The sequence below is a fragment of the Ruegeria sp. BJ6 genome (assembly GCF_056537885.1).
Window position 1 is genome coordinate 295,793 of record NZ_JBQFSG010000001.1, and the last position, 17,041, is coordinate 312,833.

The following is a 17,041-nucleotide window of genomic DNA, read 5'->3' on the forward strand; positions in this document are numbered from 1 at the left end:
CTCCTGCTCCTCCCTGACCAGACCGCTGACCGAATTCTCTAAATGAAATCACGCCAGTTCAGGAACCAACCGGAGTCCTGCAGCTCGGATACCGTGTCATTCAAAGGTTGCAAATCTTTGCTGAAATCGACGTTATTCACAGCCACTCGAACCAAAGGAACCCGGCTTTGGTCCAGCTTTTTCATCGTAAATGGCTGACTTTCGATTCGCGTCAGGCCATTGGCCTCCAATGCATCAACAAGCGCGTCGGCTGAAGGCTGAACCGAAGGATCGCGGCGTCCGGCGACAAAAAGTGCAGTCGCATGTGTTTCGTCAATCTGAGTCTCCCCACCCCACTTTCCGCCAGATGGCTCTAGCCACTCATAGGGCATGAGAAAGCGGTTTTCCGAAACCTCACCGGAGGCAAGCCTGACGTCTAATGTCCAGCCAAGCGTCCAGACATCACGCCAGTCAGCGGAGTCGAGATAGTCTGTATAAAACAGGGATCGGGTTGTCGAAACCGTCCAGCTTTCCGGCGTCAGATCCTTGTCGAACAAGGAAAGCGCGGCTGACACGAATTGACCGTCCACGTGGCGCAACCCGGTTGCCTGACCACAAGCCAAGTCTATGGCAGCCCCGGCTTCACCTGCGCTTCGAATGCCCCAAACCGCATAGTCCTCCATCAAAGGTCCTCCTCACCCGGTCCGCGGAAGTGGGGGCCAACGGTTTTGACATAACTTGCCCCCATCGCTCTGGCCAGCGCACCGTCGCTGCTGTTGTTGGCATGGGTGCTTAGGCTGAGGTTGGCCAGATCATTGTAATAAACCGCCCGCTGAGACTGCTTCATGTCATTCCCTCCCTTCTTGGACCAATGCTCCCAAACCATCGGCTTGTGATCCACGGTCGCTTTTGATTTGGGCTCCATCTTCCCGGTCAATGCATCTTTGAATTTGTTGCCGGGGTATTTGGCCAGTTCATCCCGTTTCCACTGCTCAACATCCGCCCAATATCGACTTGGATAGAACAATTTGCGTTCCTGACCGTGGTATTCGTCCTTCAGCCGGTCGCCTTCGACAAACTTGGAAGGATGCCCGAGGTTCTTCAGGTCGGGAATGTCGTAGTCGTCTCCGAACCCCTGCAGGAATGCCCCGATACCGTTGAGCCAGCTCAGCACCTTCTCCTTGGCCTTCGCTTCACCTTCCTCGCTGTACGCGGCGGCGGCCCAATCCTCTCGAAGATCTTTAATCTTGTCGAGCACTTCATCCAGCTTAGCGACGACCTCTCCCCTGTTCTGGCCCTGCTGTTCCTGTCGACGCGCGCCATAGATCAGAGTTTCCAGCGAGTCGAAACGCGCGCTCGCCATGCCAATGAACATCTGGCCGCCACGGACTTCTGCAATCAGTGTATGACCATGACCATCCATGGTTATCGAGTCGGTCACGCTGACTTCGGCGTCCGTCGACGTGTCGCGCTCTTCTTCCGTCACGCGGTCGTTTTCGTTCTTTCCGCCAAAGAATCCGGCAATCTTCTGCGCGATCCCCAAACCCATGTTGATGACCCAGTCGATCACCTTGTTCACCGGCTCCTGTATCTTTTCGATAATGCCCCTGATGGTGTCCGAGATACCGCCAAGGCCAAGAAGCGCGGCAAGGAAGGAAATGACGACAGGCAGGATACGGTTCAGTGCCTCTTCAACGGCCTTCGCCATCGCGCCGATGTTGCCTGCGATAATGATGGCAAGTGAATCGATTATCGCGTTGACGACTGAAATGATTTGCCGTCCACGCTCGATAAAGAAAACGACAATGTCGTAGATCATGAGACAGGCTTTCACGAAGGCCGACGCGGGGTTCAGAAGGCTCACGATCCATTTGATACCCGCCGTGATGACCTGCGTGATGACCCAGCTTTTGATTTCGTCGAGTATCGCATCCTTCAGCATGCCAAGCTTTTCCAATAGCATCTGCCAGATACCGGCAGGCCCCTCGGTAAAGAGAATGCGGAGGAAATCGACCGCCGCCTCGATCTTGAGAACGGTTTCCTCCCCAAGAATTCTTACGGCCCTTGCCCGGATGTTTTCCTTGGTAAGCCCCAGAACCTGAAGGATAATACTGAGGACCCCCTTGAAATCGAACGTATCCGGAAGCTGTATCCCCGCCCCTTCCAGCGCGCCGAACAGCCAGCCCATCAGCGCCTTTTTCAGGTTTTCGCCGATATTTGAAACAAAACGTTCCAGCCCCGCGCCAATACCTGCGATGAGGTTTTTTAGGAATCCGATCGGGTCCTGAATAATCGCTTCAACCACGCCTGCGGCACGGGCAAGGATTCCAAGAAGCATATTCTTGAATTCCAACACCTTCTTAATAACGCCAACGGTCGCGTCGTAGACGCGTTGCCAGAAGGATTTGTTTTCCTCGCGAAGCTGCTCTTCGCGCGCATTTCGTCGCTCGATCCCTTCGCGATACATTCCAACCATACGGTTAACCAGCGCATCGCGGCGCCCGTCGATCTCACTTTCCAGCGAGTCGAAGTCGGCGGTGATGGTTGCGGTCGCCTGTTCTGCATAATCCGCTTCGGCTTCCGAAACTTCTTCGGACATGTAGCGGTCGATTTCCGCCCTGCCCTCGGCGACACGATCGCGGGCACGCTGAAGGTGATCCTCGACGATACCAGCAACCTCTGTGATCGCCCCGCTGATGTGCTCGTCATAAACCGAGCGGCCCGCGCGGAACGCCATTTCCAGCCGTTCTTCGCTGGAGGTTCCCGAGAAGACATCGCTGACCCATGTGCCAAAGCCGCCCTTTACGTCCTCAAACTCGGCATCGTAGAGCTTCATCGCCTGATCGAGCGCATCGCCAAAGGTCTTGTTCACCTTGGCATCCATGTCGTTGAGGATTTGCGTCACGCCGTCACGGGTGGCTTTGCCGATGGCCTCGATATCGGCGGTGATCTGACGCTTGCGCTCTTCGGTCAGCCCTTTGGTCGCGCTTTGCTGACCGGCGACATTGGCAAGTCGGCCAACGCGTTCACCGTGGAAATCGTTCAGACCACCAGCAAGGGCGCCAGCGGCACGGTCCCGGGTGCCCGCGCGATCCACGGCCTCGGCTTCGCGCAGCCGCTGCGGCGCTTCGCGGTCATTTGTTTCAGCTTCTTCGCGCGCACCAAGCGCGGTTTCGAATTGCGGGTCCTGACCCTTTGTAAGCTGATCGCGGGTTACGTTATTTTCAGCCTCCAGTGCATCGACACGCTCGCGGTTTTCCGACGTGTCGATGGCTGCTTCTGTGGATGGCGGGGCAACAACGGGCGCGGCGGAAACGGCAGCCGGCGGTTGGCCGGGTTCGTCAGAAGAGATTTCAACCACGTCGCCACCGGGCATATCGCCGGGATTGGGCTGTTGGGTTTCATCCACCGCTTCCGGCAGGTTGCCAACTGCCTGTGTCTGTTGCTGGCCCATGGTTTCGCCTAGCGCACGGTTTGCGCGCTCAGCACCATGGTTCATTACATCTTTGGCCTCGCTTTCATTTCTGGGCTTGGGCATCGCGTTTTCAATCGCGGTACGCAGAGCCTTTTCAAAGCTGTCCTGATCGACCTCGCTTGTGGTCGCACCGTCTGCGCCTGCAACGCCCTGCTGTTGGGCTGCCCGGCGCTGTGTGACATCCGGCTGGTTACCGGACGCAACCGCATTGGAGGCCGCAGCTGGCGCAGGTTGGTGTGCCGAAGACGCCCTTGCGCGGCGCGAGACTGCCGCCGTGACAGGGGCCGTGGCCTCAGCCGGGCTTGGTTCAGGCTCAGGCTCGGGTGCTTCAGCTTCCGCATCCGATGCGGCCTGATCACCCGTCGTGGCATCTGTGGGTGCAGGTGTGTCCGGAACGGGCGCTTCAACCAACTCTCCGCTGGACGGAATGGCACCGCCCATCGCACCAGAGGCGCCGCCTGCTTCGCCCCCCGCATCTCTAGCGGTGGTTTCCGCAACGGTTTCAGATCCCGCCTCGGGTTCGTCGGCTTGGGCCGGAACTCCAGCTGGCGCAGCGGCGGTAGATGTGCCGGATGGTTCGGCAGTATCCGGCGCAACGGGTTCTGGCGCGACAATCGGCGAAACTGCGGCAGGTTCGACAGGTTCGGGTGTAACAGGTTCAGGGGTTGCCGCCTCGGACGTAACGGCTTCGGGTACGACAGCGGGCGTGGTTGGTGCCGTAGGTTTCAGCTTTGCTGCGGCGGGTTCCGGTCTTGTCGAGACAGTTTCACCGTTCAGCGAAGGCACCGCAGTCAGCGCCCGTTCCGCCAGACCAATACTATCACGACCCACCTGACCGGCGCTTAGCCCGCCGGGACCCGACCCGGGCAACCTTTGCATTGGTGGCCTGGTCGCCGCGGGCGGGCGGGGTCGGATGCGGCCGGAGGACCGCCTTGAGGTCGTCGCACGGGCCATCAGCTATGCCTTTCAGGCGCACAGCGGAACAGGCAGCGCCAAGGGCGTTGCACTATTTCTTACGCTCCTTTGACAGGTCTTCATCAATACGCCGCAGATAATTGCGCAACACGTCCGGGCTCTTGAGGCCGAAAGCGCCTTGAAGATATGCCTGACGAACCTCAAGCAAATGGCGAAGCCGCTCGAGATTCGTTGCCCCTGCCGCCACAAAGGTCGCTTCGCGTTTGTAATCGCCTATCAGGTCGTGAAGCTTCTCTTCAAATCCCGGCTCAGGTTCTTCGGCCCACAAAACCGCATAATCCGGCGATCTGCCGCTGGAGAATTCAACCTCGGCATCGGATTGGGCTTGCTGGACGTAATACTCGGGCTCCACTTGTTCTTCGACTTTGCGCTTGCGGCAGAAGCACTCGATCGTTTTGATCCACTTCCGGTGACTGTACGGGTTTTCAAAGCTGTCCGAGACGATGCCTCCTTTGCAGAGGGTTAAGCAGCCAAGCAGAACCCACCCTTCACCACAGCAATCGCAGTCACCGCATTGCAGCAGGCATTTGCAGATTTCGTCGTGTTCGGGATAACGGTACTCTGGGTCTCTCGCAGCCTCCCGCAGTGAGCCAGAGTTCTGTTCGGATCGACCGCTGCCACCGTTGTCGTTGCCGTCGCCGTTACATCCGCAGTCACCGTTATCTTCGGCCATTGGATGCATACAGGCATGATCGGGCGGCTCGTCCCATGGGAAAGCCCTGATTTCGACGTGGTCCTGCATGCGAGAGCATTGCGCAACCCCCGTTTGACCACCACAACAGTCACCGCGTGCAGCCTGCGGCGCGCTGACCCGCCGGATGTAGATGCAGACTTTCCCTTCTTTCACTTCACAACCGCAGGACCGGTCACCAAGGTCGATCTTGGCGGGCTTGCACAGTTCCACAGGCATTCCCGAACAGTCGATTGCAGTGCCGCGCCCCACCTGAACCGTGAAACTGGGATACGCCATCTCTGAGTTTTCATCGCATGGATCGCATGGTTCCTCGCGCCCACAAAGGTCAGGGTCCGGTTCAAGAGGAAAGCCGCAAGCGACACCACAACCATAAACAGCGCGATTCACGCTTTGCATTAGCATCACCGGGTAAGTCATTGCGGCACTTAAATCTTCCGCAGTGACAATCATACCGTTGGTGAAATTGACCGAGGTCGCCGGCATCGGAAAGGTCCGGCCCGTATCGGAAAATGGCTTGTTCATCTTACACTCCTTTCACTCTGGGGCCTAGCTGGCCTGCTCCGAGGCGCCTCTTTGCTCGTAGTTGCCTTGCTTTTCGGACCTGTCGTCCGGAATCTTGTCGCTATGAACGTATTCTTCGGAATCGGGATATTCGTCGTCGTCGCAGTCTTCGGCCTTGTCGCGGCCAATTCTGAACAGGCTGAGGAAATCCCCGCCGGTGCGATCCTGACCAGCCCTGTGGCCACAATGGATTTTGCAGCGGCCATCCGGATCTTCTAGGTCGATGTCCACGGGTCGCGCATCCAGCATCAACCCGCAGCAGTCACGGATGATCTGGCAGCGCAGCTTGATTTCAACCCGCGCCAGACGGTCTCGGTTGGCGCAATCGAGGATTGTCGATTTCTTGTCGTCGATCTCGTATTCAATCCACGCGTCCTCGGGCTTGATGAGCACGCCCCAGACACATTCATCTTCCCAATCGTCACCGACGATACGGCCGTGTTTGTCCAGATGCAGAATCTCCAGCGGAATACGCCATGGCTCCCAATAGTCGGCGCGGGTTTCCAGAATATAGATGTCCAGAATGACACTCATCGGGTGCAGGGTATCCCGCTGGACAGGACGGTCGAACATCAGGGAAAGTCCCCCGGCAACATTGAGTTGCTGGCTGTTCTTCACAAGCCTGCGGAAGGCCGAAAACGGCATCCGATCACTGTCGGACCAGCGCTTGAGCTCCCATCTGGACCAGCTGTAGCTTTCGACCTTGGCAAGCGGAACATCGTCCAGATTGATAAGTTCATAGAGCAACTGATTGCGGTATGCGACGGGCCTGACGCAGCAGCTTTCGACACATCCGCAGTGGCAGAATTCATATCGCGGATGGCAATCCTCCCTTTCGCGATCAACATCGCAAATCTCCAGGCAACTCAGCGGTATGCCTGAATACGGGTCATAGGCCACCCGGCCGCAGTCCGTCTCCTTCAGGGGCTCGGGGTCAGCACAGGCGTATTTCAACACCTCATCCATCGGCACCGCACCTCGCTGGAACCCATTCCGGATGCAGATCCAGTCATGCCGGGTCATACATTCGTCTTCGGGGATGTCCGGAGCGCAAAACTCCGCCTGTTCGCAGTCGCGTTTCAACGTAAAGGCAACGCACCGGCGGACCCACCCTGAACTCTCGCTACAGGGATCGAAACAGTCGTCGCGATCAGCCTGTTCGGCATAGTGAACGACCAGCGTGTATTTACCTTCGCACTGCGGAGATGGGCCGACAATATCGCGAACGTGCAGATAACCGCCGCGCCAGAACAGCATCCGGCCATAACGGTCAAAAGCAAGACCGCAGCTGACGTAGATACACCCGTCTTCGACGATCATTCTTCCGTCATCATTGGTCCTGACTTCGAACCCGTATGCCACGCCGACACCGTGCATTGCCACGTTGACCAGCCGATCGCGACGCACCGCATCCTCTTGCGCAGCATTCAGTTGTTCAGCGGTCAGCCGCGTGCCCGGACGATAATACGGGGTGCTGGACCAGCAGTCCTTTGGGGCATGTTCGTCTTTCATATCGTTCCTCCTTACCGGGGCGTTAAGCCAGGACCAGGGTTCCATCGAGGTGCGCTTCGTCCAGAACTGGCGGGCCGCTATGGGCCGCGGATCCGACCGTTGGCAGCCGCCACGCGCTCAATGCGCGACTACCTTCGTCGTCGAGAGTAAACAGTGCCTCGGGATCCGTTCCTGCCGTCACGGGATGCGCGCGTTCCAGCAACCGATGTGGTCGGTGATCACCAAAGACAAAATTCAGACGGGTGTTGGCCGGTGCAAAATGACGAGCAATGTGTGCGGTGAACGGATCAAGACGCTCTTGCACGGCGTCGCCACCTGACACCCGAACTGTGACTATTGCACTGCACGAATTTTGTGCTGTCAGGCTGAGGCACGCCTCTTTCAGGACCGCATCGCCAAGCAGCGTGCCACAATTGCCCAGCGCAAGGGCCACTGGCCGGTGATACGCGGCGGCGGTTTCCCTTCCCAGACGCGCACCTGCAGGATCACGTGCGTCGGGGAGCACCCAAACGTCCGGCGAAAGGCCACCATCCTCAATAATGAACCCTTCCGGAACAAGGCATTGCATCACACGCGCAAGTCCGGCGAGCGTGCCACGCAAACGCAGGATTTCCGGTAGTGCCCGCAGGAATGTCTGCCGGAGCCCGCTGGGAAGCCGTGAAAAGTCTGCATGACCCAGCCACCCAAGCAGAAAACCGGTCCACAAATCATCAGAATGGGCCGGATCGACACGACGGATGCCGTCATCAATACGATCATCAATCTCGTCTGCCAGCCCCTGAAATGGGGCAAGCATTCGCCGGAATTGCGCCTCGGAACTTGTGCCGTTGCGATAGATCGCGGGCAAATTGTCGATCAGAGACCGGTTTGGGTAATAAACCTGCATACCGGTAATCCCGGCTGCGGCCGCGCAGGCCGGAGTAGACAGCTCAATGCGCAGCGCGATGTGTTCGGCGGCTTCGTGGCCAAGGTAATGGCGAAGAACGCTGGCCTTACCGTCACCGAAATGCGTGCTGGCGGTTTCTTCCGACCAGCCAGTGGTCACGTGATCGCTTGAGGGGTCGGATTCGAGCGCGGCGGTATAGACTGCGACAGCCGTTTGGTCAGCCAACACCTTGCTGGAAATACGAACGCGCGCGCCCTGTGGAAGCCATGCCTCGACATCTGCACGCAACCAGCCCGATCGATCCCCAAGAGGCGAGCGCAAAACCGGCGAATAATATGTGGAAGATTCAGCCTCAGCCGCACCGTGGACTTCATGCAACGCCAGAATGCGGCGCCCCGCAGACGCGTACAATGTTCCATTCGCAAACAAAAGCGCAGCAAACGCGGACATCGGGTCGGCAGAAGTGATCCGGCGCAATGGTTCTGCCAGGCCGCTTGCAATGGTGAATACGCCACCACCGCGATGGGCGAGAACAAGCCTTTCCGGCCCTTCCAACGTCGCAGGCCCGGCCGGGAAAAAACCCGGATATTGCAGGTCCGTCAGAATGTCCCCATCAAGCGCCAGACTGACAATCCGCACGCCGTTCTCAGAGGTGACTACCAGATTGACATACTCGCTGGTTTGCCATCGCAAGGCAGCAAGCAGTTCGAAATCCCCCTCGACCTGCGTCAGGACCCGGCTGCGCCCTTCGGGTCGAATCTGGCGAAGACGCAAGGTTTCGCCACGCGTCTCAACGACGATTGCGCCGTCGCAGATGTCCTGAACCGCATCGGCCACATACCAGTCTTGCGCCGTGAAATTCCCGGTGCGATCTCCAGTCCGGATGTCGATACGCAAAATCGCACCGTTTGAGACAATCCAACCGACTTGCTGACCCCAGATCAGCCGAGTGGATTTTATCGCGTCTGAGGCTGGCAATGTAGCTATCTGGAAGGCCTGTTCGTTATACAGCGTGAACACGGCCCCGTCTGACTGCAGCCACAGCAGGCTGCCACAGGGATCGGCGGCTAAAGCCCGGATGGTTGTCGGGTCGTTTTTCGGGCCTTTGTCACCCTTCGCGATTATTGACGCTTCCAGCTTGCCCGGGGCCACCAACCCGCCGTCGGAGCCAGCGCCGAACAAAAAGTTCTCGGCATGCCCCAGCCCCCAATGCTGATGGGTAGAGAAGCGATACACCTTGTCGAGCGGATGGGTCATGTCGCCCCCCAATCACTCGGATAGCGTGCACGCACCGATACGGATCCGGCACGGGCGATTTCGGATGGACGGAGTTGGGTGGGGTGGTTGCCCTCGCGTGAAAACTGAATTGCGCGAACATTCGTAACGCCGGAAATACGGGACAGAATGGTTGCCAGTGGCTCGGTCAACAAGGTACCGCCGGTCTGACTCCAGCCCCGCACCGCATCTTCGGCAGCTGCCTTGATCACGCTACGGTCAGTTCCGGGGTGGACGGTGAGGTCGACAGAAATGTCAATCCAAACAGGGATGTCTTCGGCACCATCGGCTCCGTCACGGACAACGTGAATGTCGACAGCACCGGCCAAAGCAATTCCGCGGTCACCTATCTGAATGTCATCGCGGCCGGGTGTCCGGCCAGTGGGACCGATACGGCAATCAGCAATGCGTGAGGCTTGGGGCAATTTGGACAGAAGGCTTTCAATCTCACCCACTGTCACGACGCGACCGGGTTGCCACGGTGCAATTTCGGCGTGACGACGACAATCCCACAAGCGGGCGCGAAGCATCTTCTCGGCCTCAGCACGAAAGGCCTCAACGTCCGTATCGGGATCAACGATCACGGTCACGGAAACATCGACTGTGGTATAGATCGGAAACGAAACATATAGCCTTTCACCCAGCAACCGCAAAGGCGCGAGAGCCCGTTCCGCCCGGCGCCGCAGCCGGGGCGATGGGTGCCTCGGAACGGTATCGGGTGTGCGCAACGGGACGAGCAGTACTGTCCGCGCCCCGGGTGTTTCCCTGCCATCAAACCCCGGGCGGCGGCGCGCGGTCACCTGAACGTCGGCCAGCCCAAGTCCGGCGGCGAGCAGTGTTTTGCGAATTTCGTCAGCAGACAATAATCCGTTACGGGCTCGGCTGACGGAACGCGCCCGGGCGATAAGCGCGCGCAGATCATCACGGTTGTGACCACGGGTGGAGGTCGTGATATTGGTGCCAAATACAGTTCCCGCAATCGACCAGCGCAGGCCAGCGGCAACGGCCCCTTCAGCGCCGCATGTTCGGCGGACGGGCCTGAGTTGTATCGGGGAACCGGGTGGTATTGTTCGACCATTCAGCCCGTTCCCAAAAAGCAGACCATCAGGTGTAAGACGGAAATGTGCATCCGCCGGACCGGATAGGGATAAATCTTCGGTGCCGGTCCAGTTGGTTTCTGTCCCGTTTGAACTCGTTACGACTGTCAGCTGCGTTTCGCGATCGACGATGTCATCCGTTTCCAGTTTCACCAACTGATCGGGAAGCCCGGTGCCCTCTCCGATTACGCCCCCGGGATCATCCACGCCTTCCTGGGCGGGCAGAACGTTAAGCGCCAGCCGGGAAAGTCGCGCCAGACCGGGGCGGAACCCCTTATCAAGACGAATGCGCAATCTTTGCGCCCGGATCGCAGTGTTCGGATAAAACAGTATGGCGCCACTTTTGCGCAAACCGTTGGTCAGATCGTCTGTCTCCAGAACGTGCCAGAAATCGCCCGTATCATCTTGTTGTTCGACGGTTGTGGCACCCCACTCAGTGTTTCCGTCTTCGGTTTCCATCTGCAAACCCAGTGAGACCGGACCAGCATCGGAAAGCGGTGTGATTTCGTGCTCCAATTCGACTTCCAGCATTGCAGGCCCGCCGCCTGAAAAGGGATACAGGTCCAGCGGGTCGCGGCCTTCGGTCAGCCCCGTCCCAAGTTTACGCCGGACACCGTCCTGCCAGAGGTAGATCTCGATGATCCTTGGCGCGACGGTCCGAATATCGTGGGTCAGGGTAAAGCGGGCATCGTTTGCATCCGGGGAACGCAGCTGGGTTCCGACACGCAGGCTGGTCACCGGCACCCCTCCTTCCGGCCAGACAAGCATTTCCGCTGCCGCCGGTCCTTGCGGGACAATACCCATGACGCGAGTAAAGGCAGCGCGCAGGCTGTCTCCGACAAATCCGATGCGATAGATATGCTGGTCGGTCAGCCATGCCAGCAAGTCAATCAGAGTGATGCCGGGATCAGACAGGTTGTGGTCGGTCCAGTCGGGCGCATAGCGCGGAATTTGGCTGCGGCCATCCACGACCAGTTGATCGAATTCAATGTCGTCCAGAACAGGGACAAAGGAAGTCATGTTTCTGCCTCCCCCAGTACCAGCACGCGGATATCCGCAGAGCTTGCAGTGGTGATGACCTCATTTGCGGCAATCTCGCCCAGCGCGAGGTCTCCGGGCATTTCAATTTCAACGGATTCGATCCGGTCTAGTGAATCGATGGCGGACAAGGCCCGGCGAATGTCGGTGGGCCAAAGCGCGCGCCCCGGGGGCCAGCCGCTTAGGCCCGGGCCGCCCCATACAGCGTGTAGGAAGGTTCGCAACTGCGCAGACGCAACCGTTTCCAGCGCCGCAAGCCCACCCGGTCGTGCATGGAGACGCACCGTAACTTTGACCCGCACAAAAACAGCCGACTGCACATCCAGACAGACCGCGCCCCAGGCATCGCTCATTTTTGCAGCAAGCACGCGTTTCAGATTTTCCCGCTGTGCCAGCGAATAAACCGGCATCCTGCTTTCTGACCGGGCAAGGACCGCAAGACGCACACTGCCACTATCCGTATCGAGAGCAAAAGCGCGAACCTGAACGATTTCACTGTCGGCATCACGGGCCTGCGCCTCAAGATCAGCAAGTGACAGGGCGGATCCAGCGTGACGCAGAGCTTCCGGCATACGGGCGACCAGTTCCGGCTCGGTCGGCGGATGTGTGCCTCCGGCGATGGGCGAAGGCGTAAGCGTCTCTTCCAGCCCTTCAACGGAACCGGTCAGCCGGGTATCTGCAAATGCTTGGGTTTCTACCCGCTGCCCGCCACTTTGATAGACGAAGGCGCGAATATTGTCGCGGCCCGCAGGAGCGATGCGACCATTGCGGCCATTGCCAAAACGCAGGCGCCCATCCGGATTCAGCAAATAGACCCGCGCGTCTGCGGGCTGGTTCTGTAGACTGTCGACCTGCCGCCACAACACCCATTTCCCCGGCAGGTTCGGGGGATCGATGAGGACCTGGACCGGGCCACTCTGATCGCCTTCGGCGTTCAGTATTTCTATTTCTTCGGCACCGATGCGTTCACGAATGCGCAGTTCAAGCGAGTTGGCCAACACCGGCGGCTTCAACAGCGTCAGTTGCAGGTCTGGCTCACCCGCTGATGAGGCAAGCAGTTCCTGCCGGACAGTTTCCGCCTGCACCACCCGTACACCGTTCAGCCAAATACCGGTAATTTGCGGCTGCCAATCGGTAAGTTCCCGAACCCTCAGCCGCAACCAATGCAAGACCTTGCCAAACAGAAACACCTGCGCCGGGCGCTCAGTCACTGTGAAACGTATCAAACCGGTGCGATGCAACCCAAAGGTCGGGTCCTCTTCGGCCAGCGGCGCCGGTGCCCACGTGTTGTCAGGCCCAAGAGTTTCCAGAACAAGCTCTCCCCTGTCCGGATTGTCCAATGCGGTCACGAATAGGCTTGCCGAACCGGGTTCGAGAGGACGGGTGAGGCCGAGAAAAATAGCGCGACTTCCATCTGCGCCCAGCGGTTCGGCAAAGGCACCCTCGAACATCGCATATTCAGCTCCCTTCAGGCTGTTTGCAGAACTCTGGTCCAGATCGCGCAGATTGTTCCGGGCAACGACAGACTGGGGTAATGCGCCAACCGGCAGATCGAATGCAGCCGTGACGCTGGCAACCTGGGGCGGATGCAGCTTGGACGTGTCGATCTCAACCGTCTGGATATTGCCACCGTTGCTGATCTGAACCTTGTATTCCGGCTGACCATAGTCTCCGGCGACAAGACGAGCGCGGACCCAATAGTCTTCTTGCCCACCGATCTCGGTTAGCGATAGATCACGCGGTACGGTGAACTGTACCTTGCCGCTGCGCTGGAAATCCGAAGTGGTGTCCAGAAAGCCCTGATCCAGCAACTTCCAGCCATCACCGTTGTAGTATTCCCACGACAGTTCCGGTTCCGCGAATTCGGAAGAGAAGGAGTGGATGGTCAGAATCTCAGGGCCGCCATTTTGCGGAACGAGCTTCAGGAACACCTCGTTTGGCAGTGGTACGTTACCGCCCCAGTCCGGCAAGATCACATGCTCGGAACCTGTGGTGTCGGTCAACAGCGGGCTGTCAGCAAGTCCCGGTTCGGAGAAATGTCCTGCCGCTATTGCGTCGGGGAAAGTCGCATTGCCAAGCTCGGCCAGCGTATTGTCGTTTTCGCCGCTCTGGGCCCCGGCGACAGTGCCAACCTGTTCCACCACGGCCCAGACGGCGGTTTCCGTGTCACCGTCGGCGGGGTTCCCAAGCAGGTCATCGAGTCTGTCGGCGTCATTGACGGTCAGCACGTCATCGTCGTTGGTGGCAGCCACGGTAAACAGCTCGAAATTCTGATCGGCCTGACTGGTGCGCACAAGTATCGTCCGCCCGGTCAGAGCGGCCGGCGCAGTTCCGGTATCGCCGGTCAACTCACCGGAATTGGGCGAAGCGCCCTCGTATTCCACGTCGATTGTTGGCCCAGCGCGATACAGATCCAGTGGCGGATCCCAATCCGCATTTCCGCCAAAGGCATAAACCTCTTCCCCGGCTTCGTTTATGTCGCGTTCTAGTCCGGGTACGACAATTTCCTCACTGGAGCTGGCATCCGAAAAACCAATCAAAACGTCGGTCAGACTAGCATCCGAAGCGGCCGGAACAGCAACCCAATGCTCCAAGTCTGTAACACTAACGGACGGGTTTACATGAAGGCCTGCGAACCGCTGGTCCTGCGCCGGAAAGACGACACGCGCACGCGGATCATCGGAGGTTGGCGGAAAAATCGCGCATACCGAATGCAATGGCGGATCATCGAGTGCCATGTCGGGGGTTGGCACGTGACGGGCAAACACATCCCTTGTTGGTGCCCATTCAAAGACTTCACCGGGTCCGGGACCATTGCGGTACCCGATGACATGAGGTGCTGCCGTGTCCGCTTCAAGATCCGGCACGATGCTGAGGTGGTTTGTAGCGGCCATGCCTGCTGCATTGAGCGACACGAAATCGTTCTCATAACCAAAACCAGTAGGACGATCAAATTCCCAGATTTCAATCCTGTTGGTTTCTGAAAAAGCTACGAATAAATGCCCCGTGCCGCCGCCGGTAAAGTAGGCTGCGGGTCGGGCGTTGACAGGCAGGGTGACGTTGTTGCCGTTGTCGTCTTTCAATTGGTTCCAAATTGGATTGGTTCCATCAAGTTTGATCGTCAGAACCCAAACATTTCTTGCCGCGTCAACCGTCAGAAATAGTGCCTCGTCATCGGTCACCGAACCATCAATCAACTGCAGGACTGGCCGGTCCGGCACAGTCAGATCCACAGGTAGCGGCACCGCCTGCCAGTTTGAATTGGTAAACGCATACCCTGCATAACGGTTGCGGACGAAGGCAACACCACCCTGCCCTGCCGCGAGAATGAAGCCGCGATAACCTTCGGAATTTTCCAGTTTCTGAGGCGCCACCGCCAGTGCCAGAGTGCCCTCCTCGGCTCGGAAACCGTCCGGCAATCCGGGCATCTCGTACCATTGTTCCAGTGCCGCAGAATCCTCGGCGCTTGCCTGCGCGTCGCGCTGGATACGAATACGGCCGGTGAACACACGGCCTGACGTACTTGCAGTAACGACAATATCGCTGGCCTCGTCATCGCCCGCACCGGCGATGGATCGGCCATATGCAACCGCGCCTGCATTCGGCTCCAACGGCAGCATATCGCTGGAACCGTCTTCGGTCGGTGGACCGCCGAGGTCGCGCCAGACCGTCCGTTCACCGGTCAGGATCAGCGCCTGAAGGCGACCGTTGAACCCGACACCATAGGCGTGGCGCTCACCATCAAACCGGAAGGCTGCAGAGACCGCCGCGAGCGTCGCATCCGTCAGGTGGAACCACAGAGTCGCCGTTGCGTCTGGTTTGGTGAATGCCTCGGGCGCCGCCAGAGCAAACGTATCAAAGCGGCGCGGTTCCGCGCCAAACGGAAGAAAGGCCGTTGTCAGTGGCAAGGGTGTTCCGTTGTAGGCAATTTGTGAAACGGTGTCCCCTGACGCATCCGCTGGCTGCTCGGTCTTGATGCCCAGCTGCACGGTCTCCAACATCGCATCCCGGCCAGTCAAAGGGTGCTCATCATCGGTTGGAACAATCGGGTCCTTGGGGCGGACACGAATGAAACGGGCTTTCTTTTCGCCAAGATCCAGTTCATCGGCGGGGCCAACCCAGGATTTATACAGGCGAATGTCCTGTCCGGCGCCACCTGCAAGCGGAACCAGACGGTGCCAACGCGGCGCGTCCTCGGCCTCACCGGGGGCTTCGCGCGTCCCCCACAGCTCGAATTCCACCGAATTCGGGCCAAGAAGCGCAGCAATCGGCGCCGGATCAAAACGGAGCGTGATCGTTGCCGGTTCATTGACGTTCAACAGATCTGCATCGCCGATATAAAGGCCATGCTCCTGCTGGTCAGGCATGCTGAACGCGTCAAGACGGGTCATGCGTTCGATACCGGCAACCATAGCCACCGGCAGACCGGTTTCCCCAACCGGCGTCACAAGCGTGGCAAGACCATCCTCGGAAAATGTCTCAACTTCGAGAAAGACCGGTTCAGCGCCGATCCTTTCGATGCGCAGCAAATCGCCGGGCAGGATGCCTATGGGCGGCTCGATGGAGATAACCGTGGCACCGGGCCCGGCAGAGGTCGCAAGACCGTAAGCTGGCCGCGGCGTGAGATCGGGATCGAAGGACGAAACCTGGGCAGGTGAAACCTCTAACCGATCCGTTGAAGGATCCGAGGTCGCAATCAGGCCGATCCGCGTGGGCTGTATCAGAATGTCTTCGGCTGTTTCGAACTTTGCGGCCTCACCTGAGATGGTAGCGATCTCCAGCCCGGTTCGGGCGGCAGCGGTGACCGGACCGGGATTATCCTCTTTCAATGCAAAAACGGAAACACCGCGTGCCGCAGAGGGGCGCGGTGGCGCGACATCGAAAAGCTCGAGGAACGCAAGGGCATCTCGTTGGGGCGTCTGGTCGAGCCTGCGGGTCGCCTCTTCGGCCAGTCTCGCGGCGATTTCCACGATCGCGCGGTCGGCGCCTGTCTCTGCCGAGACCGCCCGCCAATCAGGCGCAAGGGCCGCAATGTCGCGCAACAGATCAGAGCGCAAATCACTGACGCGGCGGCCATCGACCTTGGGATATGCGGGCGAACGGGTCACGAAACCTCTTTGAAGTAGAAGGGATAGACATAGTTCCCGGTCTGGTTCGTCGTGCGGACGCGGTAGTCGAGTTCGATTTCAAGCTTGCCCTTGATGGATTTACCTGTGTGAACCTCGACGCGCAGCACTTCGATACGCGCCTCGAACCGGACCAGCGCCTCACGCACGACGCGGCGAACTTCGGCAACGAGCGGAGACGAGATTGTCTCGAACGGAAGCTCATGGATTCCGCATCCGAAATCCGGTCGCATCACACGCTCGCCACGGGCCGTACCGAGGATGATGGCGATGGATTGCTCAACATCTTCCTCGCCCTCAACCATCTCCACGCGACCCCAACGACGGTCGAGCGTGACGCCCAGACGACCCTCGGGCAGTGTTCCAAAGCGCCAGCCGCGCCCGAGGAAAGGCGGATAGTCGGTTTCTGTCATCGATCGCGGC

The 17,041-nt window shown here is 58.9% G+C and carries 8 protein-coding genes; all 8 read right to left on the reverse strand.

From position 1 onward, the window contains the following. Window positions 1-38: 38 nt before the first annotated feature. Complete coding sequence (locus ACR0D6_RS01390; protein ID WP_480764189.1) at window positions 39-662, reverse strand: hypothetical protein; 624 nt, start codon at window positions 660-662, stop codon at window positions 39-41. Beyond that, the gene (locus ACR0D6_RS01395; protein ID WP_480764190.1) at window positions 662-4,333 is read right to left on the reverse strand and encodes a phage tail protein; all 3,672 of its coding nucleotides are present in this window, start codon (window positions 4,331-4,333) and stop codon (window positions 662-664) included. The genes ACR0D6_RS01390 and ACR0D6_RS01395 overlap by 1 nt, the downstream gene beginning before the upstream one ends. 127 nt (window positions 4,334-4,460) lie before the next feature. Then, the gene (locus ACR0D6_RS01400) at window positions 4,461-5,645 is read right to left on the reverse strand and encodes a hypothetical protein (protein ID WP_480764191.1); all 1,185 of its coding nucleotides are present in this window, start codon (window positions 5,643-5,645) and stop codon (window positions 4,461-4,463) included. A gap of 24 nt (window positions 5,646-5,669) precedes the next feature. Continuing rightward, entirely contained in the window at window positions 5,670-7,196 is a 1,527-nt protein-coding gene (locus tag ACR0D6_RS01405) for a hypothetical protein (protein ID WP_480764192.1), read from the reverse strand. A 22-nt stretch (window positions 7,197-7,218) separates the two neighbouring features. Next, window positions 7,219-9,339 carry a hypothetical protein gene (locus ACR0D6_RS01410; RefSeq protein WP_480764193.1) on the reverse strand — a complete coding sequence of 707 codons (2,121 nt, stop codon included), beginning with the start codon at window positions 9,337-9,339 and terminating at the stop codon, window positions 7,219-7,221. After that, window positions 9,336-11,474 carry a baseplate J/gp47 family protein gene (locus ACR0D6_RS01415; RefSeq protein WP_480764194.1) on the reverse strand — a complete coding sequence of 713 codons (2,139 nt, stop codon included), beginning with the start codon at window positions 11,472-11,474 and terminating at the stop codon, window positions 9,336-9,338. Before ACR0D6_RS01415 ends, ACR0D6_RS01410 begins: the two co-directional genes overlap by 4 nt. Further along, on the reverse strand, window positions 11,471-16,600 hold the full coding sequence (locus tag ACR0D6_RS01420; protein WP_480764195.1) for a baseplate J/gp47 family protein: 5,130 nt from the start codon (window positions 16,598-16,600) through the stop codon (window positions 11,471-11,473). The genes ACR0D6_RS01415 and ACR0D6_RS01420 overlap by 4 nt, the downstream gene beginning before the upstream one ends. Further along, on the reverse strand, window positions 16,597-17,031 hold the full coding sequence (locus ACR0D6_RS01425; protein ID WP_480764196.1) for a GPW/gp25 family protein: 435 nt from the start codon (window positions 17,029-17,031) through the stop codon (window positions 16,597-16,599). The genes ACR0D6_RS01420 and ACR0D6_RS01425 overlap by 4 nt, the downstream gene beginning before the upstream one ends. Window positions 17,032-17,041: the final 10 nt, after the last annotated feature.

Bases quoted from the DNA above. Each gene is read 5' to 3' on its own strand.
- ACR0D6_RS01425 (WP_480764196.1), bottom strand. From the start codon at position 17,031: ATGACAGAAACCGACTATCCGCCTTTCCTCGGGCGCGGCTGGCGCTTT.
- ACR0D6_RS01395 (WP_480764190.1), bottom strand. From the start codon at position 4,333: ATGCAAAGGTTGCCCGGGTCGGGTCCCGGCGGGCTAAGCGCCGGTCAG.
- ACR0D6_RS01405 (WP_480764192.1), bottom strand. From the start codon at position 7,196: ATGAAAGACGAACATGCCCCAAAGGACTGCTGGTCCAGCACCCCGTAT.
- ACR0D6_RS01415 (WP_480764194.1), bottom strand. From the start codon at position 11,474: ATGACTTCCTTTGTCCCTGTTCTGGACGACATTGAATTCGATCAACTG.
- ACR0D6_RS01410 (WP_480764193.1), bottom strand. From the start codon at position 9,339: ATGACCCATCCGCTCGACAAGGTGTATCGCTTCTCTACCCATCAGCAT.
- ACR0D6_RS01400 (WP_480764191.1), bottom strand. From the start codon at position 5,645: ATGAACAAGCCATTTTCCGATACGGGCCGGACCTTTCCGATGCCGGCG.
- ACR0D6_RS01390 (WP_480764189.1), bottom strand. From the start codon at position 662: ATGGAGGACTATGCGGTTTGGGGCATTCGAAGCGCAGGTGAAGCCGGG.